The organism is Cyclobacterium jeungdonense, assembly GCF_010994275.1.
Lineage (GTDB): Bacteria > Bacteroidota > Bacteroidia > Cytophagales > Cyclobacteriaceae > Cyclobacterium > Cyclobacterium jeungdonense.
In genome coordinates, this window is sequence record NZ_WMCD01000001.1 from 496,985 (window position 1) to 523,272 (window position 26,288).

Genomic DNA, 26,288 nt, shown 5'->3' on the forward strand with positions numbered 1-26,288 from the left:
TTATACCCTAAAGGGGAATAATGGGCTATGGAAAAAGGGTTTATAAAAAAGATTGCCTGGGCTTTGGAAAGCCTGCCTGTAAGTATAGGGTATATTTTTCTGGTGACTATTTTCTTTTTTCTGATCTATTAGGTAATATCGAAAGGTAAAATAAATAATTATTTGGGCAATTCCTGATTATGAAATATTTTCTCTATTTAGTGACATGTACTGTATCACTTGTAGTGCTCGTTTCCTGCGAGTCAAAACAAGCTAAAAAACCGGCCAGGCCCAATATCCTGTTTATTTTTAGTGATGATCACGCCACGCACGCCCTTAAAGCCTATGGACCAAAAGCCAACAACCCGGAGCTAGTTGATTTTATCCAAACTCCAAACCTGGACAGAATAGCAAACGAAGGGGTGTTGTTTACCAATGCATTTTGCACCAATTCCATTTGCGGTCCCAGCAGAGCAGTGATTTTAACCGGAAAGCACAGTCATTTTAACGGGATGCTGAACAACGATACCACCTTTAATGCAGCTCAGCAAACCTTTCCGAAAATCCTTCAGCGTTCCGGCTACCAGACAGCCTGGATTGGGAAATGGCACCTATTATCTGATCCCACAGGCTTTGATTATTGGTCGGTATTGACGCGGGGAAACGGGCAGGGTTCTTATTACAATCCCATCTTTACAGAAGCGGAAGGACAGCAGGAAGAAACGGGCTATACCGCTACCTTGATTACCGATAGGGCCATCGATTTTTTGGAAAACCAGACCGAAGAGGACAAGCCTTTTTTCCTGGCCTATTCCCATAAAACACCCCATCGGGAATGGGTACCGGCTCCCGAGGAATACGATCTCTACAAGGACGTGGACTTACCCCTGCCTGCTAATTTTTACGATGAATATGAAAACCGGACCAGTGCTACCCGCGAGCAGGAAATGGAGATAGCCGCAGACATGAACGAAAGGGACCTTAAACTGATCTATCCGGATTATATGAATGAGGAACAGCTGACCGAATTTGCCGCCGCCTATGGACCGGAAAACGAGGCATTCAGAGAAGCAAACCTTGCTGGTAAGTCATTGACCGAATGGAAATACCAAAGGTACCTGAAAGATTACCTGAGGTCAGTTACAAGTATGGATAAGGAAATTGGAAGGGTGTTGGATTACCTGGAGGAATCGGGTCTGTCGGAGAATACCATTGTGATTTACAGTTCGGACCAGGGGTTTTATTTAGGAGATCATGGCTGGTATGACAAGCGCTGGATGTATGAGGAATCCTTGCGAATGCCCTTACTCATAAAATGGCCTGGAGTAACGGAAGCAGGCGAACGGATCGACCACCTGGTGCAAAACCTGGATTTCGCCCAAACCATTCTGGACATGGCCGAAAGTCCTATTCCAGCGGACATGCAGGGCAGAAGCCTGGTACCCCTTTTGAAAAACCCGGAAGATGTGAAATCCTGGAGGGAATACATTTATTATCACTACTACGCCTATCCCGATTGGCACATTGTGCGGCAACATTACGGCATTCGCACCGATCGGTACAAACTAATCCACTATTATACAATCGACGAATGGGAATTTTTTGACCTGCAAAATGACCCCAATGAAATGAACAGCCAATATGAGGATCCGGAATACCAGGAACTGATAACGTCAATGAAGGATCAATTACAGGAAGCCAGGATTCATTATGGAGATACCGTAAATTTGCAACCGACATCTAAATACCATCGATGATGATGAACAGAAGGACTTTTATGCGGTCTTCGGTAGCATGCAGTGCCCTTTTGGCTACCGGGCCTGCCTGGATTGGCAAGACAGCTTATAAAACCCCAGTACGGATAACCAAAGGGCCTTCCGGTCACTGGTTTGGGTATTACGACAAGTGGCAGGTGGACCCATCGGGCCGCTTTGCATTGGGTTGCAGGGTGGGCTTTGAAGAAAGGTCTCCATTGGGTTCGGACAAATTGGAAATCGGATTGATCGATTTGGAGGAGGGTAACCGTTGGAAGAAAATTGGCGAGACCAATGCATGGGGCTGGCAACAATCCTGTATGCTGCAATGGATACCGGGTTCCTCCCAGGAGGTGATATGGAATGACCGGCAGGGCGATACCTATGTGAGCCGCACTTATCATATTCAAACGGAGCAAACCCGAACTTTGCCGGAGCCCATTTACACACTGGCCCCAAATGGATCCTTCGCTATTGGAACCGCTTTTAACAGAATACAGAACCTGAGGCCAGGTTACGGGTATGCCGGCATTTCCGATCCCTACCAGCATATCAAAGCACCAGATGAGATTGGCCTTTATACCATGGATTTAAAAACAGGAAGCACCACTTCTTTATTGAGTTTGGCCGATTTGGCGGCGATTCCCCATTTAGGTGAGGATGTTTCTGACAATTGGCATTGGTTCAATCATTTACTGGTGAGTCCTGACAGTAAGCGATTGCTGTTTCTTCACCGATGGCGACCCGAAATCCTGGAAAATCAAATCATGGCAAGAACTGGCTTTGTCACCCGGATGATAACGGTAGATACGGCTGGGAAGGACCTTTACGTAGCGGATCCATCTGGGAATTCCTCCCATTTTGTCTGGAGGGATCCTAACCATATCTTAGTCTGGACCCGTCCCGTGGGTAAGCAGAATGGGTTTTGGTTGATAAAAGACAAAACTAAGGAAATGGAACTGATAGGAGAGGAGGCCATGGACCGGAACGGTCACAATACCTATGTTCCGCAAACCAATGAGGAATGGGTCTTAAACGACACCTATCCGGATAAAGAAAGGAAGATAACGCTTTACCTGTATCACATACCCAGCAATAGAAAAGTCATTTTAGGAAAATTTCATTCTCCGGAGCGTTTCGTTGGGGAGTGGCGCTGTGACTTGCACCCGCGTTGCGACCAGCAGGGCAGGAGGGTGTTTTTCGATTCCACCCATGAAGGAAGCCGGCAAATGTATTACCTGGACATTTCGGATATCGTGGGGTCCTGATCGTTTATTCGCTGCTTTTTCCAACTCCCTCCATCAAACCTCGGATATACCCGATGGCATAAAGGGTTCCGATGGTGCTATAGCCCGGTTTTTCGTTGCTGTCACCTGCCATGGTGGGAACATGGTCCGGTCGGATTGGGCCTGTAAAACCGATATCATGCAGTGCGCGCATGGAAGCAAACATATCCGTTTTACCTTCGTCATGGAAGGTCTCTTCAAAATTGTTTTTATTTCCTTTCACATCCCTGAAATGTACAAAATGGATGACTTGCTTTTGGCCAAAATAGCGGATGGCAGCGGGGATATCTACCTCATTTGCCTTTTCACCCATGGAGGCGAAGCTGCCTTGGCAGAAGGTGATTCCATTAAAGGGGCTGGGGGCCATAGTCAATAACCGTTTGAAGGCATCTACTGAAGTCATGATCCTGGGAATGCCTTGAATATGGGCTACTGGTGGATCATCCGGATGTAGTGCCAATTTTATCTGGTATTTTTCTGCTTCGGGAACTACCGCATCTAAAAAGTATTGTAGATTGTTCCACATCAGCTCAGGAGTCAAATTACCGTAATCCCTAATAGGTTCTTTGTCTCTGACATCTTCTATATCAAAGCCACTTACCAGTGCCCCACCTCTGCCTGGTCTGTCCAATACCGTTCTTGCCCAACTGATCACGGGCATCCAATTGTAACAGACGGTATCTATTCCTTCCAGGGAAAGATTTTTTAATAAGGTTATGAAGTTGGAAATTTCTTCGTCTTTTCCGGGCAAGCCCAACTTGGTCTTCGTACCCAGCGAAGGAGGGCCTTCAATTACCCGCAAAGTCAACCCTTCCTTTTTCCAGACCTCTTTAACCCCTTTGATCACTTCTCTGGACCAGGGTTTTTCGGTACTTAATCCGGCCATGGTTGGGTTTATTCCTCCTACGGCACCTAACACATCCATTTGTCTGGCAAGGGCTGTTTTTCGTGGTTCTACACCCCAAAAATAGGCCAAACAGAGACGCATTCCCAGGTCTCTTACGTAATTTCCCTGAGTCGGATTATTCTGCTGGATTATAGTTGCAGGGCCGGCAAGACTAAATCCTGCGAGACCGCCAGCATTTTTTAGAAAGGTTCTCCGGCTCTTACTCATGATTTATCCCATACAGTTGATCGGCAAAATCCATGAATCGCTCCCAATCGTAAGGGGTCAGATTGTGTTTACCTTCTCGTATATGATGTCCGGCATAAGGTAAATGTAGGGGCGACTCTATGGCAGGTAAGTTGGAAGGGAAACTGCCATTCATACCGTATATTTCGCGATGCACCCGGGTTCCAAGGCTCAGGGAGAGGAATTCTCCTTTCGGATCTGCCCACTGATCTTCTGAAGCACTGGCGACATACACGGCCCTGGGAGCAATGGCCGCAACCAGCATGTGCTGGTCTATTGGAAGCAGTTCTTCGTGGTCATTATATTGGTTGAAATTATCTGTAAACCAATAGGGAAAACTGGTATTGATTCTTTTGACCGTTTCTCCAAACTTTCTTCGGGACAATGCAGCACCACCACAACCGGATTCATTTGAGATGGTGATGGCCCAGCGGGTATCTTGTGCTCCGGTCCATAGAGAGGCTTTTCCACCTCTGGAATGTCCTACCACGGCGGCCCTATTAGCGTCAATTAGCGGATCTGTTTCAAAATAGTCCATCGCTCTCATCGCACCCCAAGCCCAGGATCCCAGGCCTCGCATACCGTTTTCCATTTCCAATTGCTCGGGATACAAGGTATTCAGAATATCCTCTTTAAAGGTATCGTTATTATCATCCGAAACGTCCTTAACGTGGAAGGTAGCCGCAGCAAATCCCCTTGCTACGATGGCTTCTGCAGGCCAGAAACCCATTTTTACCTCGCGGGTAGGATCGATGTTTTCCGGGTCCCGGTGGGTAATTAGTAAAAATACCGGTGCCGGTTTATTCACTTTGGTGGGAATAAACAAAATCAGCCGCATGCGGATGTTTTTTTCATTTCGTTCCACCTGAATGTCGATTTCTTTCAAATGGGCATTGCCGCTCATCGCCTGCTTATCTTCGGAAACAAGTTGAAAACGGATATTATCCAAACTTCGGGGAAGTTGCCCGTACACCTGGTTTTCAAACAAGGAAATAATCTCCCCCCTTCTCAGAAACTCCCAGTCCTGAATGGTTTTAATTGCTTTTCCTTTTTGGGAAACAAAGGGATCGGGTAGGGAGAATGGTGGAACCTTAGACTCTTCGTAATTAAATGCATCCTGTGCATTGGTCCGGTATATAAACAGTATGCTCAAAGAAAGGAATAATAAAGATTTGAATGCCATGTGAAGTTATTGAATTGGGTTTATTATTTGTGTCCTATAGGATGCAATATAAAAAAACCTGCCAATTTACTGAAGAGTATCTTCTGTAAATTGGCAGGGGCTATCTATTAAAAGTTGCTGGCTATTTATCTTTTGATTGTGAATAGAAATTTTTTGTTGTAATTCGCATTACCCCATTTTTTGCCTTTTCCCCAAACAAATTGACTTGGTCTCCTTTCATTACCTGGATGGATTCGATATCTTCAGGATTGGTGTTACTCAAGGTCATGTTATCCTTTTGCACCACCCCGTCTATCAGAATCAACGGGTCGTGAGTAGCATCCAACGGTTCGGACTGTGACGGGTCTGCATAATCGAGTTTTCTGATACCATTTTCCCGTAATGCTTCCTGCACTTTTTGGATGATATCCATGGTAATTCCTTTGGAAGCATAAAACACCACTTCGATTTTATCCGGATCCCATTCCTGGGACCGTATGATACTTTTAATGGTATTTGTAAGACCAATGGATAAGGGAAGGGTAAACCCATCAATGGTTAGGTAATCTTTATTAATGATTTTAAGAGAAACTCTTTTGGTTAGCGCTGGAAGCTCCGTGATTTTGCTCTTCCTCGAATCCTGTTGTCCGTAGCCGTTGACGGTTATTTCGTCTCCATACATTTTTTTCTTAGATGGGGGTAACGGAATGTCACTACCGCGAAGTTGAAAGGTAATTGGGAGCAAGACAAGGTATTCATTTTTGGGATGAACTGGTTCAAGCGCGGGGATATTCTTTAACACCTCAAGTAACATATGCTGAATTTCTGGAGAGAGAGGATCGATGATTTGATAATTGACCACCTTACCCTGCCTGTCAGCTGTTATTTTGATCAGGCTGGTACCTACAGTTGCGTTCTTACGATCATTTGAGGGGTATATTAGGCTTTGAGACAGGTGTTTTGTGGCCGCCGATCCCAAGGTAATGGCGCCGGTTTTAAGGTCATTGATTGATTCAATGGAAGTGATTTCAGAATTGGAAACACGAAGGGATGATGAGGTCGATGCATTCCAGCCATTTCCACCGGACACGATTGCCAGGTCAGGAAATACAGGGTCTGGATTGGATTTTTTTTCGTTTCGGGACGTTTCCAATTTACCCGAGATAAATAGTTTGGCTTGCACAACTACCGGCACCGGTTTGCCATTATGACTACCTGGACTCCACTGCGGAGCATCCTGACTACTGACAGCGTCAAGCAACTGTTGGTCAACCCTGCTATTGAAGCTTTCCCGTATTACAGGATGAAGTAGAGCCCCTTCCTGGTCGATAATAAATTCCAACTCCACCGGACCTGATGCAGGTGTCAGCTCGTCCTGATAGGGTTGCAGGCCTTGTTGCAGGTGGTCGTACCAGCTGTCCCAGCCAGTTTCCGGTGTTGGTTTGTTTTCCACCGTAGCAAAAGTATAAGCATTGCCATATTGCCGGACCATGGTAGAATTGGATCGGAGAGATTCAATCAATTCCAGTACCCTGAAATAGTCCTTTTCGTTTCGTATTCCCGAAAACTCATAGGAAAGTTCCCCCAATTGGGCCACCAACTGCTGATCTTCCAATACTCCAATGCTTTCGTAGTGCAGCGGGTTTTTGATGTTTTTGACTTTGATCCCTACCTGAATGGAATCCTGAGCCGCCAGTATTTGACGCTTTAGCAGGTGTACAGGCCGGGTGTTGATTTTATTAAATAGAGTAACCCCTTCTTTGGTTTTCATGGAAACCAAACCGAAGAGCATGGCCATCAGGGGCAACAGCATTACTAATTTAAGCCAATTGGTTTTTTGTGGTCGTTTCATCATCAGGATTCGGTTCAGAGTTGTGGACCGAATAAAATAGCTTCCTAAGGGCAGGTCCAGACCTTTGAAAGCCATTCTGGCAATGAGTTGGGCATAGGACAGTTTGTTTTCTGTTCGTTGCAAAACCCGTGCATCCGCCTGGTATTCGTGTAGGTCTATCAAAGCCATCCGCATCAGGTGAATCATCGGGTTAAACCAAAATAGGATGCTAAGCACCTGATAATAGAGCACATCATAGGTGTGTCTTTGCCTCACATGTTCCAGTTCATGCTCCAATATCTGCTCCTTTTCCTGAAGCTGCAACTGGGGATTGTCCTCCCAGAAGATTTTATCAAAGAACGAAAAAACAGGAGCCATACCGTAAGTAGGAACCTTGAAATAGTTTCCTTTCAGAATATAGACCGTCTGGTACCATCCTTTTTCTATTAACTGCCTCAATTGCAAATATTGCCACAATAGGTGGCAAAATAGTACCATCGCCACGATCAGGTATCCCAATAACAGGTAATCGGTAATTCCCCATAGGATGGGTAATTTGCTGCCTGTCACCGTTATTTCCGGTAATCCGAAAGTTCCAACAATTTCCGTTGATTCACCGGCTTCAAAAGCTCTTAGGAAGGCCGTGTCCTCCAGGGATATGCTGGGCTTATCAAATGCAACCGGAATTTCCACCAGGGGAAATAAGATAGCTAGCAAAGGGGTTACTAATAGAAAAAACCTGTTGAATAGAAAGGTCTTTTCATTTTTGAGAAAGACCCAATAAAGTCCGTAAAAAAAGGCAAGACAGAAAGTACTTTGCCATACATAATTGATAATGGTTGCCATATGTATTCAGTTTACCTGTTGGATGATTTTAATTGGGTGAATCGTGTCCAGGGAACGTTATCAACTACAAACATTACATTCCTCATTTGCAGACAAGAATTAGGATACCTTTTCATTTCGTGGTATTGGATGCATGCCCTTAAAGCTACCTGTACTCTGAAATAAACTTAACCATTTAGTTTTACACATCCAAATCAAAATTTATTTTTTTTAAATTTATCTGGAGCAGAAAAGTCAAGGTACTAATGCAAGCACTAATAAAGGGGTACTGAAGTGTGGTGTATTCACTGCAGGGAAACCCGATTTAAGATTACAGTATAAGGGTGGTTTTGAGCTTTGTAGAATTGGAACAGCTTTTGCTGTATATATCTCGTATTTCGCTAAACAAAATTAGATAGATCCCGTTTTTATATAGAATAAAATAGTATCGTATAATTGTATAACAATTAATATGTATATTGCGCGTTAAAATTATTTATAAATCGATCAATTAAAATTAATTAATTAATGACAATTCAGGAGTTTTTAAACAAGTATGCAGATCTTTCAAAATCAGATGCTATCGTTTACATGGAAGATGCAGAGGGGAAAGTATTTCATTCAATAGATGAAGCGCACAAGAAGGGTACGCATCCATTTGTTACAAAGAATGTAAAAGATACAGCACTTGCTGACCTGGGTGAGCTTGGAATTCATTCTAAAAATGAGGCTTCAAAATTTATTGGTTTGCTTCAGTTTATTTATGGAGTGGAGGGTAAAAGTGATAAGCCCATGGGTAGGGGGAGAAGAACTTACTCTGATCAGGAAAAAGCAAACATCCTTAAAGCCTGGAAAAAAGCAGAAGCAGAGGGTAAAACAAAAGCTGACTTCAGTAAAGAGACAGGCGTTACGTATCAAACCTTGTTTAAGTGGATAAAAGAGGCCTAATAGCCTACAATTCCGCTTTCTGGATCATGCTTAGCCAACCATTATCACTAATGAATAGGCAATTGAGTTTTTGATTTTAAAAAAATAAAAGCCTCCTTTTTTAGAAAAGGAGGCTTTTTTGTACACCCGGAAGGATTCGAACCCTCAACCCTCGGAGCCGAAATCCGATATTCTATCCAGTTGAACTACGGGTGCTTTTTGCGTTAACGTGGCGCAAAACTAATAAAATTTATTTAAGATTTCAGTACATTTTGTACTTTTTCTGCTGCTTCTTTTAAAGTAATCGCAGAGGTAACTTTTAGTCCCGATTCATCGATTATTTTTGCGCCTTCCTCAGCATTGGTTCCTTGTAACCTGACGATGATAGGTACACGTATGTCTCCAATTGACTTGTAAGCTTCCACAACACCTGTAGCAATCCGGTCGCATCGAACAATGCCACCGAAGACATTGATCAAAATGGCTTTTACTTTGGGATCCTTGAGGATTATTCTAAAACCGGCTTCCACTGTCTGGGCATTGGCTCCTCCTCCTACATCCAGGAAATTAGCTGGTTCCCCTCCTGAAAGTTTGATCATATCCATGGTAGCCATGGCTAGGCCTGCACCGTTTACCATGCAACCCACGTTTCCATCAAGTTTTACATAGTTCAAGCCAGATTCCGCTGCTTCCACTTCCAGTGGATCTTCTTCGGCAACATCCCGCATCGCTGCAAGCGACTTATTTCTGAAAAGGGCATTATCGTCCAGGTTTACTTTTGCATCTACGGCGAGAATCTGATCGTCTGAAGTTTTTAATACCGGGTTGATTTCAAACTGCGAGGCATCGGTAGCATCATAAGCCGCATACAAAGCCATGATGAATTTGACCATTTCTTTAAAGGCATTTCCTTCCAACCCAAGTTGGAAAGCTACTTTCCTTGCCTGATAAGGCTGAATACCCAAAGTAGGGTCTACCCACTCTTTAATTATCTTTTCAGGGGTATGTTCAGCTACTTCTTCTATGTCCATCCCACCTTCTGTAGATGCCATGATTACATTGCTGCCAGTAGCCCTGTCAAGCAGTATGGACAGGTAATATTCTTTTGGCTCTGATTTTCCGGGATAGTATACATCCTGTGCAACCAGAATTTTCTTCACTAGTTTTCCGTCTTCTCCGGTTTGAATAGTTACAAGCGTTCCGTTCAAGATATTCTTTGCTTTTTCCGGAACATCTTCAAGCGATTTGGCTAAAACCACTCCTCGGGAGCCGGTTTCCTTGATCTCTCCTTTTCCTCTTCCTCCAGCGTGGATTTGGGCTTTCAACACGTACCAGGAAGTGCCGGTGTCTGCATTCAGTTTTTTGGCAGCTTCTAAGGCTGCTTCGGGACTGTCTGCTACGATTCCTTCCTGTATTTTTACTCCGTAAGATTTTAAAACTTCCTTGGCTTGATATTCGTGTATATTCATTCGGATCAAATTTTTGCCCGAAGTTAATGTCAAATGTCCGATAATTCAAGGTTTGCGTCAGCCTTTTTGGCCGAACAAGGAAAGATTGTGGTTCTGAAATTTCATTACAAAAGGCTATGCCATTATAAATCAGAAGAATAACAAAATACCTGATGATTAACGGGAACCATTTCCTGCTTTTTTAAATTTTTGATTAATTTTACAAGCGTTCTCTGATTTCAATTCCTTTTATTATATACGTTTATCTATGCTCATTGCCAAATCCATTCATAAATATTACGGTGAACTTCACGTTTTAAAAGGAGTAAATGTTTCTATTGAAAAGGGAGAAATTGTATCGATAGTGGGTGCTTCCGGTGCCGGCAAAAGTACCTTACTACATATATTAGGTACCTTGGATAAAGCAGATTCTGGAAGCCTGGAGGTGGAAGGCCTGGATTTGTTGAAATTAAGTGGAGATAAATTGGCTACTTTTAGAAATGACAGAATCGGTTTTATATTTCAGTTTCATAACCTTCTGCCCGAGTTTACTGCCGAGGAAAATATCATGATCCCGGGCTTGATGGGAAAGAAATCGGAAATTTCCTTAAAAAAAAGAACGGAAGAATTGGCCAAATTGCTGGGCATCCAGAATAGGCTATCACATAAACCGGCAGCACTATCCGGAGGGGAACAGCAGCGGGTGGCAGTAGCCAGAGCACTGGTTAACAATCCGGATATGATTTTTGCAGACGAGCCTAGTGGGAATCTGGACACGCAAAATGCCCAGGCATTACACGAACTTTTTCTCAAGTTAAGGGACGAATTCGGGCAATCTTTTATTATCGTTACCCATAACCAAGGCCTCGCCGGAATGTCTGATCGCATGCTTACCATGGAAGATGGGAAGATTTTAAGGTAAGATGAAAAGGATACCCAGTATCTTTGATTAAGGTTAACCGTGGTTTCAAAAATTAATTTTTATCTTTGTTACTTCAAAACTGCACTTTATGGTATTAGAATTTGAAAAACCCATCGCTGATCTGGAGCAAAAACTTCATGAAATGATTCAATTGGCAAAAGGGAAAAATGTTGATTTATCAGCTGATATTCAATCGCTGGAAGAAAAACTTCACAGCTTGAAAAAAGAGACTTTCCAGAATCTGACTAGATGGCAACGGGTGCAACTTTCCCGTCATGGTGACAGGCCTTATGCCCTGGATTACATCTACGAGATGACCGATAATTTTATTGAATTACACGGCGATCGTACGGTGAAAGACGATAAGGCCATGATTGGAGGGTTGGGAGATCTGGATGGACGAACTGTCATGTTTATAGGCCAGCAGAAGGGCAGAAACACCAAGCAACGCCAGGAAAGAAACTTTGGAATGGCAAATCCGGAAGGATATCGGAAAGCCTTGCGGCTGATGAAGATGGCGGAGAAATTTAAAAAACCCATTGTTACCCTCATTGACACGCCTGGTGCCTATCCCGGAATCGAAGCGGAAGAGCGCGGACAAGGAGAGGCCATTGCCAAGAACCTGCGGGAAATGTTTAAGCTTAAAGTTCCGGTAATTTGTATCATAATAGGTGAAGGTGCCTCTGGCGGAGCGCTTGGTATCGCTATCGGTGACCAGGTATACATGTTGGAAAACACCTGGTACTCGGTTATTTCTCCGGAATCCTGTTCCTCCATTTTATGGCGAAGCTGGGATTACAAAGAACAAGCAGCTGAAGCCCTGAAACTTACAAGTCCTGATATGAAGAGCAATGGTTTGATTGATGCCATTATCGATGAACCATTGGGAGGAGCACACCGAAACTTGCGGGATATGGCCACCCGAATAAAAAAGACCATTATCGCCTCGTTGAAGGAATTGGACAAAATCAATCCCGACAAGCGGATCGTGGCGCGGATTGACAAATTCTGCTCCATGGGTGTCGTTAATGAATAACCGGGGTAAATTAAAGCCTCCAAAATCCAGTACATCAATTTGAAACACAACCATTCAATAGGAATTGTTCTTTCCGGTGGTGGGGTAAGAGGAATTGCCCACCTGGGAGTGCTGCAGGCATTGAACGAAAAAGGGATATTCCCAAATTATTTGTCTGGCAGCAGTGCGGGGGCGATAGCGGCCGTCATGTATGCCTCTGGATACAAGCCAGAGGAGATTCTGGATATAATCGTTCAAACCAAGTATTTTAAATTTTTCAAACCTTCCATTAGCTTCAAGGCACTTCTGAAAATGGATCTTTTTGAAGGCCTTTTTGCGAAGTACATGCCGGTAGATGACTTTTCTGCTTTAAAAATTCCCACATTTATAGCGGCAACTAATATCTTAACCGGGCAAACGGTTTACTTTTCCGAGGGACCCATCATTCAAAAACTAATGGCTTCCTCCTGCATTCCGGGCATGTTTGAACCTATTTCCATGGATGGAGCCTTGTATGTCGATGGAGGCGTATTGAATAACCTGCCAGTGGAACCTTTGACCGACAAATGCCAGACCATAATTGGAGTGAATTGCAACCATTTGCCCGAACTACAAACCATCAGCCATATCAAAGCCCTGATTGAAAGATCGGTGATTTTATCCATGAATTACAATGTGTACAGCAGGAGGGACTTATGCGACTACTTCATTGAACCCCCTGGTTTGGCCAGTTTTGGCGTATTGGAAATAAAAAGGGCCAAAGATATTTATGCCGCAGGATATACTTCCTGTCTGGAATATTTAGAGAAAACGCCACATCTGGCAGCACTCGGTAATAGGAATTTGGATTCAATCAAACCATGAAGTTACTCGCTCGTTTTATATTTTGGATATCGGGTTGGAAAATTTCAGGCCAATGGCCGGTTGGCCTCAAGAAAGCGGTATTAATTGCCATTCCCCATACCAGTAATTGGGACTTGTTATATGCGAGAGCTGCTTTTTATCTTATGGGAGTACCGGTGAGGTTTACCATAAAAAAGGAAGTCATGGTAGGGCCCCTGGGCTGGTTAATTAAAGCACTTGGCGGCATATCCATAGACAGAAACCGGATGCCGGGAAGAAGAAAGCAGACCTATACCGAAGCTATGATTCAAATGTTAAAGGATAGGGATGAGCTTGTCATTATGGTAACACCTGAAGGTACACGAAAATACGTTCCTCGCTGGAAATCGGGATTTTACCATATTGCACAAGGGGCAGGAGTGCCCGTGGTGGTAGGGTTTCTTGATTATAAAAGGAAATTGGCAGGCATCGGCCCGGTGATCGTTCCTAATGGCAATATGAATGAACAAATAGAGGAGTTGAAAGCCTTTGGAAGAACCATTACAGGAAAATACCCGGATCAGGGAATCCGCTAAATTTTTAGATATTAGTTTGTTTTAGAGATTTGAGGTATGGTTTTTGAACCGATTTTTGCGTTAAAACTGAACCTCTTGTATGATCAAGCGAAAATTTAAGGCACTTAAAAATTATACTGTTTTTGAAATTTTAATTGACAGTGTTAAAGAATTTGGAAAAAACAACTCCATCACGTTTGCTGCTTCCACGGCCTTCTACACGATTTTTTCTTTACCGGCCTTGTTAATAATTGTTCTTAACATCGCTTCGGTTTTGTATAGCGAAAGTACCGTAAAGGATGAATTGCTCAACCAGGTTTCTGAGTTAATCGGTGATGACAGTGCCAATACACTGGACGATGTGATGAAAAATGTATCGGTCAGCGACCGGGGAATATACGCCAGAATTCTAGGGATAGGAATCTTGGTATTTTCCGCCACGACGGTATTTGTGAGTCTTCAAAACAGTATCAATCATATCTGGCGTATAAAATCCAAACCGGAGAAAGGTATATTAAAGTTTGTCGTAAACCGCCTACTTAGCTTTTCCATGGTGGCATCCATTGGATTTTTGTTGTTGGCTTCTTTGGTGGCAGATGCATTAATTGTCATCTTTTTAAATTATTTCTCAGAGCTTTTCGATAGCGGCACGCTAAGATTAGCTTCGGTCATTAATTTCTTTGTTACTCAGGGAATATTGATTCTAGTGTTTGGGCTGATGTATAAAATTCTTCCGGATGCAGTGGTGAAGTGGAAAGACGTTTGGTTAGGAGCTTTTGTCACCATGCTATTATTCGGCCTCGGCAAATACCTGATTGGATTGTATATGAGCAATGCCGATGTGGGAAGTTATTACGGAACAGCTGGATCCTTAGTCATTATATTGATTTGGGTATATTATTCCGCAGTCATTTTTCTCTTTGGAGCCCAATTGACTTATTTTATTGCAGAGAATGTGGGTGGCCAAATAACCCCTATTAAGCAGGCAGTCAAAATACAAACAATCGAAATAGATGATGACGGCTTGGAAGATGAGGAGGAGACAAGTGCTACTTAAGCGTTAAAGCCACCGTCTACTGTAAATACGGAGCCTGTTGTATAACTTGATGCGGGAGAAGCCAGAAACAATGCCATCGCGCCGATTTCCTCTTCTTCACCAATTCGCTTAAGTGGTAGTTGAGAAAGAAATTTTTCCTTGATTACTTCATCAGACCACAAAACTTCGCTAAACTTCGTTTTAATTAACCCGGGACATATGGCGTTTACACGGATGTTATACGTTCCCCACTCCTTGGCAAAAGACTTGGTTAGTGAAATTAGAGCGGATTTGCTTACGCTATACAAGCCCAGTCCTTTTTCGGGTGACAAGCCTGCAATGGAGCTTACGTTTATGATGGATGCAGAAGAGGATTGCCTCAAAAACGGAAGGCTGAGTTTGGAAAGCTCAAATGGAGCTTTCAGGTTCACGTCCAAAATTTTATCAAATAACGAAAGGTCGGTTTCTTCAATTGGCCCGAATACCGGATTTGTAGCCGCATTATTGACCAAAATATCTATTTGTCCATACTTTTCAACGGTCTGATTTATCAGGTTTTGACGGCCCTCTGGATAACCGATGTTATTCGCAATCCCAACTACTTCGTACCCTTTTTCCCGTAATCGGCGTGTTGCTTCATCCAACCGTTCCTGGTTCCTACTATTGATAACGACCTTGGCTCCGGCGGCGGCAAAAAAATGGGCAATTGAAAAACCAATGCCTCTACTGGCTCCGGTGATGATCGCTACCTTATTTTGAAGGGAAAATAGTGTACTTAAATCCATATGATTATTGGTCGGAAAAACAGTTTATTATTTATCCTTCAATTTAAACTATTCTTATGAATTTAATCTATTCTTAAGGATTTTATACTGCAGGTTGAACAAATATTTTTTTTGATGATTTCGACCTATGCTATCAGAATCCAGACTCAAACATCATTTTTTTTAGGATCTGATGATTCGTTTTTTTCGTCTTGCCTTTTAGGGTCGGAGTCAAAATTGGAAACTTCCTTTCCGATTACCTCTTTAGAGGCCAATTCCTGGGTCTGATCTACCTTGTCCTTGCGCTTATTAAAAATTCGTTTAAAAATTAAATAGAGTGCCAGAACAACGGCAAAAACAAATAAGGCGCCTATTACTAAATCCATGATTTTTTGGTTTGGTTAAACATTTTTTCCAGAAATAGAACAAGAAAGGTGCCTAATCGTTTAAACTTACTATTTAGTATCGCCCGAAGGGCTATTTAATTAAGCGGGCTGTTAGATTCCTTGTAAAAACATGACCGAAAGCAATCTAAAACAATTTCCCTTGCACCGGCTGGCTTACAGAAGGAGTACTACTTCCCTTCAAGATTTCAAAAAACAGTTTTATGAATCCGTTTTTCCAGCTTTCGGTGTTAATTTTTATCTCACCGGGTTCCAGCGACACAGAGCCTGAAATCCTACAGTATCCAATCATCATGCTCCACAACGTATAAAAGGTGCTCTCTGCATGTAAATCCGGTCGGATACTTCCATCTTTGATGCCTGTAGAAATCGCTTTGATACCCAGTTTGGCCAGATCATGGTGACTTTGAACCAATTTGGTGAAATACTGACTATTCAGAATCAGCGGGTTTAGCTTTTCTTTATCTACTTGATATTGGTCAAGGAGACCTAAAAAATGCAGGATAGCATCGTGAAAGACTTTTTTATCCCTGGCAAAAGATAGGTAGCTCTCTGCGAGATCCGTCATCACTTCCAGGCCGGTCTTTTCTTTTGGTTTTCCAAATGCCTTATTGAATATTTCTTTTAGTTCATCGACCCCTTTTTTTGTGATGGCCATGTACAGATCTTCCTTGCTTTTATAATAGAAATAAACCAGCCCTTTACTTATCCTGGCTTTTTTTGCGACCTCGTCCACTTTTGTGGCATGAAAACCCTTTTCGCTAAATAGGTGAATGGCTGCTTCCAGGATTTTTTTCTCCTTCTGTTGTCTCTCGTAAACACCCATGCTAGCTTATTGGCTTTGGTTAAGGTAGCGTTTCTGATTCGTTGTCTGTGGTTCCATCAATTACTAACAGCAATGATAAAATAGTTCTTTTTACCTTTTTGGACCAGCAGGTATTTATCCTGAAGCAATGGCACCTCGTTTTTTACTTGAGGATCCGTGATTTTTATTTTATTGATGGAAAGCCCACCGCCCTGCATTAATTTTCTGGCCTCGCCTTTGGAAGCGAAGATGGTTTGATCCCTGCAAAGTAAATCAAGCACGTTTTCGGTCTGACTATACTCGGTTCGATTGATTTCCATCACAGGAACACCCTCAAACACCTGCAGAAATGTTCGTTCGTCCAGAGTAGCTAAATCCTCCAGTGAGGATTTACCGAAGAGAATTCCGGAAGCTTTCAGCACCATCTCATAATCGGCTTCACTGTGAACAAGAATGGTGATTTCTCTAGCGATGGCTTTTTGAAGCAGCCGAAGGTGCGGTGCGTCCTGATGCTCTTTTTCCAGGTCTTCGATAGTGTTCCTATCAAGCGTGGTGAAGATACGAATGTATTTCGATGCATCCTCATCTGAAACGTTCAGCCAAAATTGATAAAAGGCATAAGGAGAGGTTTTTTCCGGATCTAACCAGACGCTGCCGCCCTCTGTTTTTCCAAATTTGCTTCCATCTGCCTTAGTAATCAAGGGAACGGTAAGTGCATAGGCCTCACCTCCTGCCTTTTTACGGATGAGTTCGGTCCCCGTGATAATGTTTCCCCATTGATCTGATCCGCCAAGTTGAATGCTGCAATTCCGGTTTTTCCATAAATGGTAAAAGTCATAGCCTTGTATGAGCTGGTAGGTGAATTCGGTAAAGGATAAGCCGTTACCTTCTTCCAGCCGGCGTTTAACGGAATCCTTGGCCATCATGTAATTGACCGTAATGTATTTGCCCACATCCCGGATGAATTCCAGAAATGAAAAATCAGCCATCCAGTCGTAATTATTAACCAATAGTGCTTTATTAGCCTTTTCCGAACCAAAGTCAAGGAATTTTTCCAGTTGCTTTTGAATACCAGCAATATTGCTATCCAGCGTTTCATTATCCAGAAGGTTACGTTCGGCCGATTTGAAGGAGGGGTCTCCAATCATACCGGTGGCTCCTCCAATCAGTGCCACTGGTTGGTGTCCAGCCCTTTGGAAATGCAGCAAGGTCATGACTCCTACCAGATGGCCAATATGAAGTGAGTCGGCCGTTGGGTCAAAGCCCAGATAGGCGGTTGCCCTCCCTTTTTCCAAGTGCTCCTCAATACCGGCGGTCATGTCCTGCAACATCCCCCGCCACTTTAATTCCTCTATAAAGTCATTCATCCTTGCGCTGCTTTTTAATTGCGACCGCAAATATAAAGCTATCTGTGGAAAAGGAGGGAAGGAATGGTCCTTATTATGCACCTTATCCTGTTCCAACCCCCTTTCATTTAAAAATGATTCCTATCATTTCTGGATTAAAAAAAATAAGTCCTATCAAATTAGAATTTTTTCCATAACTTTTGTATCAAAGAATAGCCCTTATGAGAAATTTCTTCATTAGTCTACTGATAGGGAGTGGAATCTTTTTCCAACCCATCCTAGCCCAGGATTTTGAGCCCAATTACGAGGAGGCACAGGTTCCTTCATACACCCTTCCGGATCCATTACTGTTTACCAATGGTGAAAAGGTAACCGGTCCGAAACAATGGAATAACAGAAGGCAGGAAATTTTTGAATTATTTGAAAAAGAAGTCTACGGCAAGTCGCCTGAATGGGATGGGGAACTGGAAGCCGAAGTATTGTTCGTCAATCCGGATTTTATGGATGGAAAAGCTACCCGAAAAGGAATACGTTTGCACTTAAAAAGGAACGGTCAGGACTTGCCCTTGGATTTGCTCATTTTTTATCCTAATACCCGGCAGGCAATACCCGCTTTTCTGGGTTTGAATTTTTATGGCAACCATACCCTTGCTACCGATTCTGAGGTTGCTGTCCCAACCGCCTGGATCCGAAACAATGAAGCCATGGGAAGCAGTGATAATAAAGCCTCCGAAACCGGCCGGGGTAAAAGAATCCCCAATTGGCCCTATGAAGAAATTATTTCCAGAGGATATGGTCTGGTAAGCTTGTATTACGGTGAGTTAGACCCGGATTTTGACGACGGTTTCCAAAATGGGGTGCATGGGCTATTTCCGGAGGAAAGCAGAAATGCAGCATCCTGGGGCAGTGTGGCTGGCTGGGCCTGGGGTCTTTCCCGGGTAATGGACTTCCTGGAAACCGAATCCTGGGTAAATCCGCAAAAAGTGGCCGTCCTAGGCCACAGTCGTCTCGGTAAAGCGGCACTCTGGGCAGGTGCCATGGACAAACGATTTGCCCTGGTCATTTCCAACAACTCGGGTTGCGGGGGAGCGGCGCTTTCCAGAAGGCAATACGGAGAAACAGTGGGAAGAATTAACCAGTCTTTTCCCCATTGGTTTGCGGAAAACTTCAATCAATACAACGAAAGGGAAATGGAATTACCCATTGATCAGCACCAGTTGCTAGCCCTGATTGCTCCCAGACCGGTCTATGTTGCGAGTGGGGTGGAAGATCGATGGGCAGACCCCAAAGGAGAATTTCTATCCTGTGTAGCCGCCAGTCCCGTTTATCGACTTTTTGGCCTGGAAGGAATGCCTGTAGCCACACAGCCGGCTGTAAATCATCCGGAAATGGGGCATATTGGCTACCACGTTAGGTCAGGTGGGCATGGTTTGCTGGAATACGACTGGATGCAATACCTGGATTTTGCGGATCTTCATTTTTAGTACCGCCAATTGGCATTGCCTGGAGGACAGGGGAGTATGGTTTGCATCATCCGTTTCTTTTTTAAATCTGTAAAATAGATGGATATTTCGTGTGATACGTGTGCAGGGCTGCTAAAGCGGTTTAGCATGTAATCGTAGCTGTAGGCCATGGTAATGCCATCCAGCAGACTGAATCCCAAAACTGCATTGATGGAATTTTGGTCTGGCAGCTCATTAAACCGGGTAATATTTCGAAAGCCAAGGCCGCCTATAAAGTTTTCTACTTGTAGTTGGGGAATGACTTCGATTTGCTGGAAAGTGCCTTGCCGTTTATAATTGAAAGATACAGAGAAAACCTTTCGGATGGGATAGGTTTTAAACATGCGGTTATCCAGGTTTCTGACATATCCTCCGTGTACCCCCCATTTAATCGGCAGGTTATTTCCAATACCGTCATCCAAAAAGCCGATGTTGGGCTGGGTGACATGGGCACTGCTAACTCCAAACCAGAAATCAGTCCCCTGAACTAACGCTCCAAAGGAAATATCCGGGTACCAGTTGCTGTCCTCTCCAGGAAGCCGGTCAATGGTAGACGGATTGATGCTGCGGGTAAGCAGGTCGATTTGGTCGCCAAAAACCAATTCCTGCAGCGTCAGGCTTCTGTTGACCACTCCAAACTGCCCTCCAAAGCGCAAGAAAGTCTCCTCATACAACTTAAGCCGGTAAGAAATAAATCCTGATAAGTCGGCGGAGCGAATTTTTAAAAAGGATTCAGTAAACTGGGAGGCAGAAAGACCGATACCTATGTTTGATTCGGTAAAGTAGGTGTCGAAATAAAAGCCCGCTGCATTAAAATCATAGCCAAATCCTGGCCATTGTTTGCGGTAATTAACCCCTGCCCGGGTGGTTTCCATGGCGCCCGTAAAAGCAGGGCTCAGGTTTAAAGGCGCGGCATAAAATTGAGTAAAGTGAAAATCCTGACCCTTAGCCTCTGCAAAAACCATTAAAAGGTACCAGCCGATCAGGGCTGCGCTTCTTATGTACTTCATTCCAAAAGCATCAATGCACCGGTATCAGAAAACGTTCTGCCATCGGTAGTAGTAAAATTTATTTTATAAATGTAATTCCCGGGAATGGCCTTTTGCCCACGATAGCTACCGTCCCATCCCTTGGAACCCAACTCCTCCGTATGAAATAGGATCTCTCCCCATTTATTCATAATGGTAAACGACAAGGTTTCTATATAGAGAAATTTTGGAAAAAAGGAATCGTTGATCCCATCGCCATTAGGACTGAAAACGTTGGGCACTTCCAGGAAGTAATCCAGAATTTCAATTTCAAAGGTGGTGGAAGTAACGCAGCCCCAGGCATCATAGGCGGTAAGTTCCACCTGGTAAATACCTGATTCCTGATAGCGATGCAAGGGAGCCTCTTCCAGGCTGTTATTCCCATCTCCAAAATCCCAGTAATAAGAGCGGATGTTTCCACTGCTGTTATTGATAAACTGCACGTCAAAATTGACCAGATTTTCACCGTAAGCGGGAAAGGAGGTGGAAGCATAGTCGCCATCTAGCAGGATTTGACTATTGTCTACTTCAAAACTTCGGGACTGAACACAACCGTATCCATCTGTTACTGTGACAAAATACGTTCCCGGTTCGTCGGTTTCCATACGATACCCATCGGCGGAGACGTCCCCACTGCTCCACTGAATATCATAAGGAGCCACACCACCATCTACGTTGATGTCAAACGTTTCCCTGATTTCTCTGGGTTCGCAGCTCGCCGTGGTAGTAGATACCAGATCGATAACAATAGGAGCAGGCCGGTTTACCCGAAAGGATTGACTTACAAAACAACCGGATTGATCCGTTATTTCAACTGAGTAGGTACCGTTGGTCAAGCCTGAAATTCCGGCACTAGTAGCGCCGTTGCTCCAATTGTAGGAGTAGGGGGGAGTACCTCCCGAAACGATCAAGTCGATGGATCCACTCTGTCCATCTTCACAGGACAGAGCATCCTGTATTTGTTCCACCACTACCAGCAAGTCCGGTTCTACGAGGTTGAATGTTCTTTCAATGGTACACCCTTTGGCATCTTCCACCACCACCCGGTATTCACCCGGTCCTAAATTATACAGGGAGGACTGTTCCGGGCCATGATCCCATATGGCCCTTACCGGTGCTTCTCCTCCTTCCAGATTCAATAAAATGCTTCCATCTGCAGCTCCGTGACAAGAAATCGGAACTACCTCAGGACTTATATCGTAAACCGGAAGGTCTTCAATGACCGTATCCCTGATTTGGGAACAGCCGTTGGCATCGGTTACGGTTACCTGATAAAAGCCTGGCCCGAGACCGGTAAACTCCCTTTGGGTAGAGCCGATATTCCAACTGACCTGGTAGGGTTCCACGCCTCCCTGGATATCCACGGAAAGATTAGCATCATTGGCATTATAACAAGAAATCGGTGTTTGATTAAGCGTAAGCTGAAGTGCAGCATCTGGCTGTAAGATGTTAATTTGAGCGATTCCTGCGCTACATCCATTGGCATCAGTCACCGTTAACGAATAGCTACCAGCCGGAATGGAATCCAGGTTTTGCGTAGTCGATTCGATAACTGCCCCATCCCGACGCCATTCGTAGACATAGGAATCAGGTATACCGCCACTTACTGCGATATCGATGGACCCCGTAGCTTCGCCAAAACATAAAACATCCACCTGGTCAATTAAATCCACGGTTAACGCTTCGGGCTGGTTGAGCACAAACTCGTTCCGAACTTCACATCCGTTTTGATCCATGATAGTCACCTGATAGACGCCTGCAGCCAGATTATCCAAGGAAGGTTGGTTGGAGCTAAAACCATTCGGACCGGTCCAGCTGATGGCCATAGGGCCCACCCCTCCAGTAAGGTTTAAATTGATAAAGCCTTCTTTTCCACCATTACATTGGATGCCAAAACCATTAAAATCAGACACTTCCTCGGAAAGGGCTAACATTTCCGGTTCGTTCAAGTCCACAGTCTCCGAAAGGGTACACCCGTATTCATCGGAAACTGTAACCTGATAAGAACCCGGCCCCAGATCAGTTATGACTGCCTGATCGGAGGAGAAGCCGTTAGGGCCAGTCCAGGAGAAATCATAATTTCCGGAACCACCCGTGACAAGTAGCTCAATAAACCCATCTCCAGCACCAAAGCAACTGATATTGAATCCATTGTAATCTGAAACATCTATGGATTCGATTTGCACTCCATCTTCCGGTTGGGTGATTTCCAATTCGGTTATTTCTACCTGGCAACCATTTCCATCGGTTACCCGAACGCGATATACCCCGGCGGGCAGGTTTTCCACGATCCAGGTAGTGTCCGGGTTGGCAAGCGCCTCCCGGGTAATGGTTCCATCAGTATTTTCAAGGGTAAACCGGTATGGGCCGGTGGATGCCCGGCCTAAGCTTACACCAAGCCTGCCTGTTTCCTGACCAAAACAAGCTACGTCAATCTTTTCGTCAGCTAATTCTACTATTTCCAGTTCCTCCGGCTCCAACAGGTTGTAACTGTTGCTAAGCTGGCAACCATTTTGATCGGTAATGGAGACTTCATACAGGCCTGCTACCAGATTTTCCAAAGCGGGTTCGCTGGAAACAAAGCCATCCGGTCCGGTCCAATTTATGGACAAGGGAGCCGCCCCTCCCGATATAGAAAGCGTAATGAATCCCTGATCTCCACCATGGCATTGAATTCCAAAACCGTTGAAATCAGAAACGTCATCCGTTGCCATCAAGGGGTCAGGCTCGGTCAATTCAAACGTTTCGGTAAGTGAACAGCCGGAATCGTCGGAAACAAGCAATTCATAGCTGCCGGGAGCCAAACCAGCAATGACATTGCTTTCTGAAGTAAAGCCATTCGGTCCGGTCCATGAGTAATTCAGATCACCCTGTGCGCCCACTACTTCCAGGGAAATGGATCCATCATTGGCACCGGAACAGGAAATTTCAAATCCGTTAAAATCAGAGACCATTACATCGCTCAACTCCAGTCCGGTGGTCGGTTGGATGATGGGAATGTCTTCGACGATATCGGTGCAGCCATTGCTATTTCGAACACGAACCCAATAATCGCCGGCTTCTAAGTTAGTGAATTCGTATATTTCGCCGTTAAATTCGCTGATGGTCCGTATCGGATCGACTTCTCCCACCAGTCCCAGTTCAAGATCAAAAGGAGGTAGGGTAGGAAGTAAGCCTATTGTCAAAGCTCCGGTATCCTCCCCAAAGCAGGTGATATTTTGCCTTTCATCTGAATTTTCACTTATGATTAGTGGTGCGGGCTGATCCAGGTAATAATCGGCTTGTGCGAAGCAGCCATTTTCGTCGGTGACGATCAAAGAATAAACTCCAGGCCCGAGGTTATCAATGGTAGGACCGGCGGCGGTAAATCCATCCGGACCGGTCCAATCAAAGGTGTAATTACCCGTTCCCCCGCTTGGAAGGGAAGTAATCCTTCCATCTTCACTGCCGTTGCAACTGATTTGGTAGTCATTGTACTGAGGAATATCTACACTTAGCGTAAGCGGGGGAGGAGCGATCATTTCTACCGAACCAATGGTGGCCGAGCAGTTGTTCTCATCGGTAACTAAAAACTGATATTGGCCAGGTGACAAATCGTAAATATCCTTTTCCGTGGATTCAAAGCCATCTGGTCCGGTCCACAGGTACTCCAATTCCCCTTCACCTCCCGTTATGGTCAATTCAATGCTTCCATCGGTGGCGGTGGCACAGGAAACAGCGAAGCCGCTGTAATCCGAGATCAGGGGCTCTTCTATAACCAGGCCTGTGGCTGGCTGCTCTATCAAAATACCATCGATATCAAATGTACATCCATTGGAGTCGGTTACCCGGATTCGGTATTCCCCAGCCGGAAGGTCTGTAAAATATACCGGGCTAAAGCCCAGGGAAACGATGGGAGCTGCCTTAATGCCCGTAGTGGCCCCATCTTTAAAAGCTTCAAAGAAATACGGGGAAATGGTAGGTCCATCTACCTCTACGACGATGGTACCGCTTTCTTCTCCAAAACACCGAACATTTTCCCTCAAGTCAGTTCGTTCAAAAATAGAAAGGGGATCCGGTTCTGAAATACTGAAGTTTTCGGCAAGAAAACATCCGTTGGCATCTGTTAGCAAAATGGCATAGTCACCGGCGGGGATTCCCTGACGCTGGAAAGATCCTTCCCCTACTTGTTCTGGTAAAGGGGTGAGCCCCGAAGCATCCGGGGCATTCAGGTCGGCAAAATTCCCTTCGTACCAGTTTACTGTGTAGGCTTCAGTTCCTCCAGTAGGCGATATGGATAAAAGCCCGTCTCCGGCTCCATGGCAGGAAATGTCATTGGAAACAGCACCTAATTCAAGAGGTTCCGGCCCTTCCACAATATAGATTGGAGTAACGAAGGCACATACCAGGGGATCTGCATCTGGGATTTCAAACCGCCTTACGCTTTCGGTAATTTCAGCATAATACCTCCCTGCCGGCAGACCGGAAAGCACGCTTTCCATGCCCACAATTTCTCCTGTCTCTTCGATCGGGCTGTTTGTCCCAGTGCCTAGTTCGTCACCTGCGGAGTTATACCACTGTATGGAATAATCCCTTGCTGCTTCGATGGGACTTCCATCAAAAGGTTGGGACCAGCCTCCGCTTATAGAAAGGTCTATCTGACCGTCACTGGCTCCAAAACAGGATGGGTCGAGAATTCTTTCCGCTACTGCTATGGGATCTGGCAGAACGATTTCAAATTCCTGGGTTCCCATACAACCAAAGTTATCGGTGACTTCAATATAATACCTTCCTGCGCTGAGATTGTCTGCATTCACTATGACGTAGTCATCTGCAAGGCTGACAATATCGTAGACTTCCGTAACAAGTGTGCCGTTCTCTCGGTAAATACCAAAGAAATTCAGCGGCACCTCCGCATTGTAGATTATATATTCCACCACGCCTCCCGGATCGCCGGCGCACAAGGGTCCGGATACATTAATATCAAAATTCAATGAATACGCCTCTCCAATTGGACCGGCCTCTCGTTCGAAGGTCCTGCCCAAATTGTCTTCCACCCGAATTTTGTAGGCGGAGTTTCGGTCAAGTTCCAAATCGATGCCCCCGAACGTGGCCGAGGCACTTCCCTGACCTGGAAAATTGCTATCAAATACGATTTCGTCTATTACCTCACCTGTTAGGGTAGAAAGCGTAAAGGTAAATGGAAATGATTCGGAACGAATACTAGGCTCGGGTCGGTATGCCCTGACGGTTAGTGAAATGGTGCCCAGGCAGGTGTTTTCTGAATAACTGGTTTGAGTCAATGGAGGTATTACCAGTACCGTTAATTCAAAATCTGCCTGATCGGCCCCATCGCTTACCCGAACATTCACCGAGATTTCCTCTCCTGCGGCGGCCCATTCATCATCGTACTCGATGGTTCGGATAATGGAATTTTCGGAACGGTTGTATCCGGTTCCGTCTAGCACCTGTATAATTAAATCATCGGGATCGCCATCGTAATCGATGGAAAGCATGTCCAGGGTAATCTCCTTTGTTTCGTCGTAATAGATGCTCACATCCTCCTGCCCGGTGATGGTAATGGGAGCGAAGAAATTCCAGCCGTTCCCATTGGATTGAAAGATAGATAAGCCTACCATCAGCGAAGCCATCACCCACATACTTCCCTTTAATTTTGGCCTAAAAAAGATCCTTCTAAAAAAATGATACACGATAAAAAACAAATTTAATAATTAGAAATACATAT

Annotated in this window: 19 protein-coding genes and 1 tRNA gene; 9 read left to right on the forward strand and 11 right to left on the reverse strand. The window is 44.5% G+C overall.

Annotation, left to right across the window (positions count from 1 at the left end):
* Positions 1-200: 200 nt before the first annotated feature.
* On the forward strand, positions 201-1,736 hold the full coding sequence (locus GKS34_RS01880) for a sulfatase family protein (protein ID WP_240459156.1): 1,536 nt from the start codon (positions 201-203) through the stop codon (positions 1,734-1,736).
* Positions 1,733-3,001: a hypothetical protein gene (locus GKS34_RS01885; protein ID WP_240459157.1), complete on the forward strand. Its 1,269-nt coding sequence runs from the start codon at positions 1,733-1,735 to the stop codon at positions 2,999-3,001. Before GKS34_RS01880 ends, GKS34_RS01885 begins: the two co-directional genes overlap by 4 nt.
* Positions 3,002-3,005: 4 nt before the next feature.
* Here the strand turns inward: GKS34_RS01885 and GKS34_RS01890 are convergent, their stop codons facing one another.
* The 3 genes from GKS34_RS01890 to GKS34_RS01900 form a co-directional block, all read right to left on the reverse strand.
* A complete protein-coding gene (locus GKS34_RS01890; RefSeq protein ID WP_163383115.1) occupies positions 3,006-4,133 on the reverse strand; it encodes a mannonate dehydratase in 1,128 nt (375 codons plus the stop codon).
* Entirely contained in the window at positions 4,126-5,334 is a 1,209-nt protein-coding gene (locus tag GKS34_RS01895; protein WP_163383116.1) for an alpha/beta hydrolase family protein, read from the reverse strand. Before GKS34_RS01895 ends, GKS34_RS01890 begins: the two co-directional genes overlap by 8 nt.
* Positions 5,335-5,455: 121 nt before the next feature.
* Entirely contained in the window at positions 5,456-7,990 is a 2,535-nt protein-coding gene (locus GKS34_RS01900) for a M56 family metallopeptidase (RefSeq protein WP_163383117.1), read from the reverse strand.
* 507 nt (positions 7,991-8,497) lie between these two features.
* On the opposite strand from GKS34_RS01900, the gene GKS34_RS01905 reads away from it, so the two are divergent.
* Positions 8,498-8,917 carry a transposase gene (locus GKS34_RS01905; RefSeq protein ID WP_163383118.1) on the forward strand — a complete coding sequence of 140 codons (420 nt, stop codon included), beginning with the start codon at positions 8,498-8,500 and terminating at the stop codon, positions 8,915-8,917.
* A 121-nt stretch (positions 8,918-9,038) separates the two neighbouring features.
* Here the strand turns inward: GKS34_RS01905 and GKS34_RS01910 are convergent.
* Both GKS34_RS01910 and sucC read right to left on the reverse strand, forming a co-directional pair.
* A tRNA-Arg gene (locus GKS34_RS01910) sits at positions 9,039-9,112 on the reverse strand.
* Between the two features lie 38 nt (positions 9,113-9,150).
* Positions 9,151-10,365, reverse strand: coding sequence for an ADP-forming succinate--CoA ligase subunit beta (sucC, locus tag GKS34_RS01915; protein ID WP_163383119.1), 1,215 nt, complete (start codon positions 10,363-10,365; stop codon positions 9,151-9,153).
* A 247-nt stretch (positions 10,366-10,612) separates the two neighbouring features.
* On the opposite strand from sucC, the gene GKS34_RS01920 reads away from it, so the two are divergent.
* The 5 genes from GKS34_RS01920 (at position 10,613) to GKS34_RS01940 (ending at position 14,735) form a co-directional block, all read left to right on the forward strand.
* Positions 10,613-11,266, forward strand: a complete 654-nt coding sequence (locus tag GKS34_RS01920; protein ID WP_163383120.1) for an ABC transporter ATP-binding protein — start codon at positions 10,613-10,615, stop codon at positions 11,264-11,266.
* Between the two features lie 88 nt (positions 11,267-11,354).
* Positions 11,355-12,302 carry an acetyl-CoA carboxylase carboxyltransferase subunit alpha gene (locus GKS34_RS01925; RefSeq protein ID WP_163383121.1) on the forward strand — a complete coding sequence of 316 codons (948 nt, stop codon included), beginning with the start codon at positions 11,355-11,357 and terminating at the stop codon, positions 12,300-12,302.
* A gap of 39 nt (positions 12,303-12,341) precedes the next feature.
* Entirely contained in the window at positions 12,342-13,145 is an 804-nt protein-coding gene (locus GKS34_RS01930) for a patatin-like phospholipase family protein (RefSeq protein WP_163383122.1), read from the forward strand.
* A complete protein-coding gene (locus GKS34_RS01935) occupies positions 13,142-13,699 on the forward strand; it encodes a 1-acyl-sn-glycerol-3-phosphate acyltransferase (RefSeq protein WP_163383123.1) in 558 nt (185 codons plus the stop codon). Before GKS34_RS01930 ends, GKS34_RS01935 begins: the two co-directional genes overlap by 4 nt.
* Before the next feature lie 79 nt (positions 13,700-13,778).
* Positions 13,779-14,735, forward strand: coding sequence for a YihY/virulence factor BrkB family protein (locus GKS34_RS01940; RefSeq protein ID WP_163383124.1), 957 nt, complete (start codon positions 13,779-13,781; stop codon positions 14,733-14,735).
* Here the strand turns inward: GKS34_RS01940 and GKS34_RS01945 are convergent.
* The 4 genes from GKS34_RS01945 to tyrS all read right to left on the reverse strand — a co-directional run bounded on the left by GKS34_RS01945 (position 14,732) and on the right by tyrS (position 18,054).
* Positions 14,732-15,499, reverse strand: coding sequence for an SDR family NAD(P)-dependent oxidoreductase (locus GKS34_RS01945; RefSeq protein ID WP_163383125.1), 768 nt, complete (start codon positions 15,497-15,499; stop codon positions 14,732-14,734). The genes GKS34_RS01940 and GKS34_RS01945 overlap by 4 nt on opposite strands.
* Before the next feature lie 146 nt (positions 15,500-15,645).
* Complete coding sequence (locus GKS34_RS01950; RefSeq protein WP_163383126.1) at positions 15,646-15,864, reverse strand: hypothetical protein; 219 nt, start codon at positions 15,862-15,864, stop codon at positions 15,646-15,648.
* Between the two features lie 145 nt (positions 15,865-16,009).
* On the reverse strand, positions 16,010-16,708 hold the full coding sequence (locus tag GKS34_RS01955) for a TetR/AcrR family transcriptional regulator (protein ID WP_163383127.1): 699 nt from the start codon (positions 16,706-16,708) through the stop codon (positions 16,010-16,012).
* 56 nt (positions 16,709-16,764) lie between these two features.
* Complete coding sequence (gene tyrS, locus GKS34_RS01960; protein ID WP_163383128.1) at positions 16,765-18,054, reverse strand: tyrosine--tRNA ligase; 1,290 nt, start codon at positions 18,052-18,054, stop codon at positions 16,765-16,767.
* A 200-nt stretch (positions 18,055-18,254) separates the two neighbouring features.
* Between tyrS and GKS34_RS01965 the strand changes: the two genes are divergently transcribed.
* Complete coding sequence (locus GKS34_RS01965) at positions 18,255-19,517, forward strand: alpha/beta hydrolase family protein (RefSeq protein ID WP_163383129.1); 1,263 nt, start codon at positions 18,255-18,257, stop codon at positions 19,515-19,517.
* On the opposite strand, the gene GKS34_RS01970 is transcribed toward GKS34_RS01965, so the two are convergent.
* A complete protein-coding gene (locus GKS34_RS01970; RefSeq protein ID WP_163383130.1) occupies positions 19,514-20,545 on the reverse strand; it encodes a PorP/SprF family type IX secretion system membrane protein in 1,032 nt (343 codons plus the stop codon). The genes GKS34_RS01965 and GKS34_RS01970 overlap by 4 nt on opposite strands.
* Positions 20,542-26,202, reverse strand: a complete 5,661-nt coding sequence (locus GKS34_RS01975) for a PKD domain-containing protein (RefSeq protein ID WP_163383131.1) — start codon at positions 26,200-26,202, stop codon at positions 20,542-20,544. The genes GKS34_RS01970 and GKS34_RS01975 overlap by 4 nt, the downstream gene beginning before the upstream one ends.
* Positions 26,203-26,288: the final 86 nt, after the last annotated feature.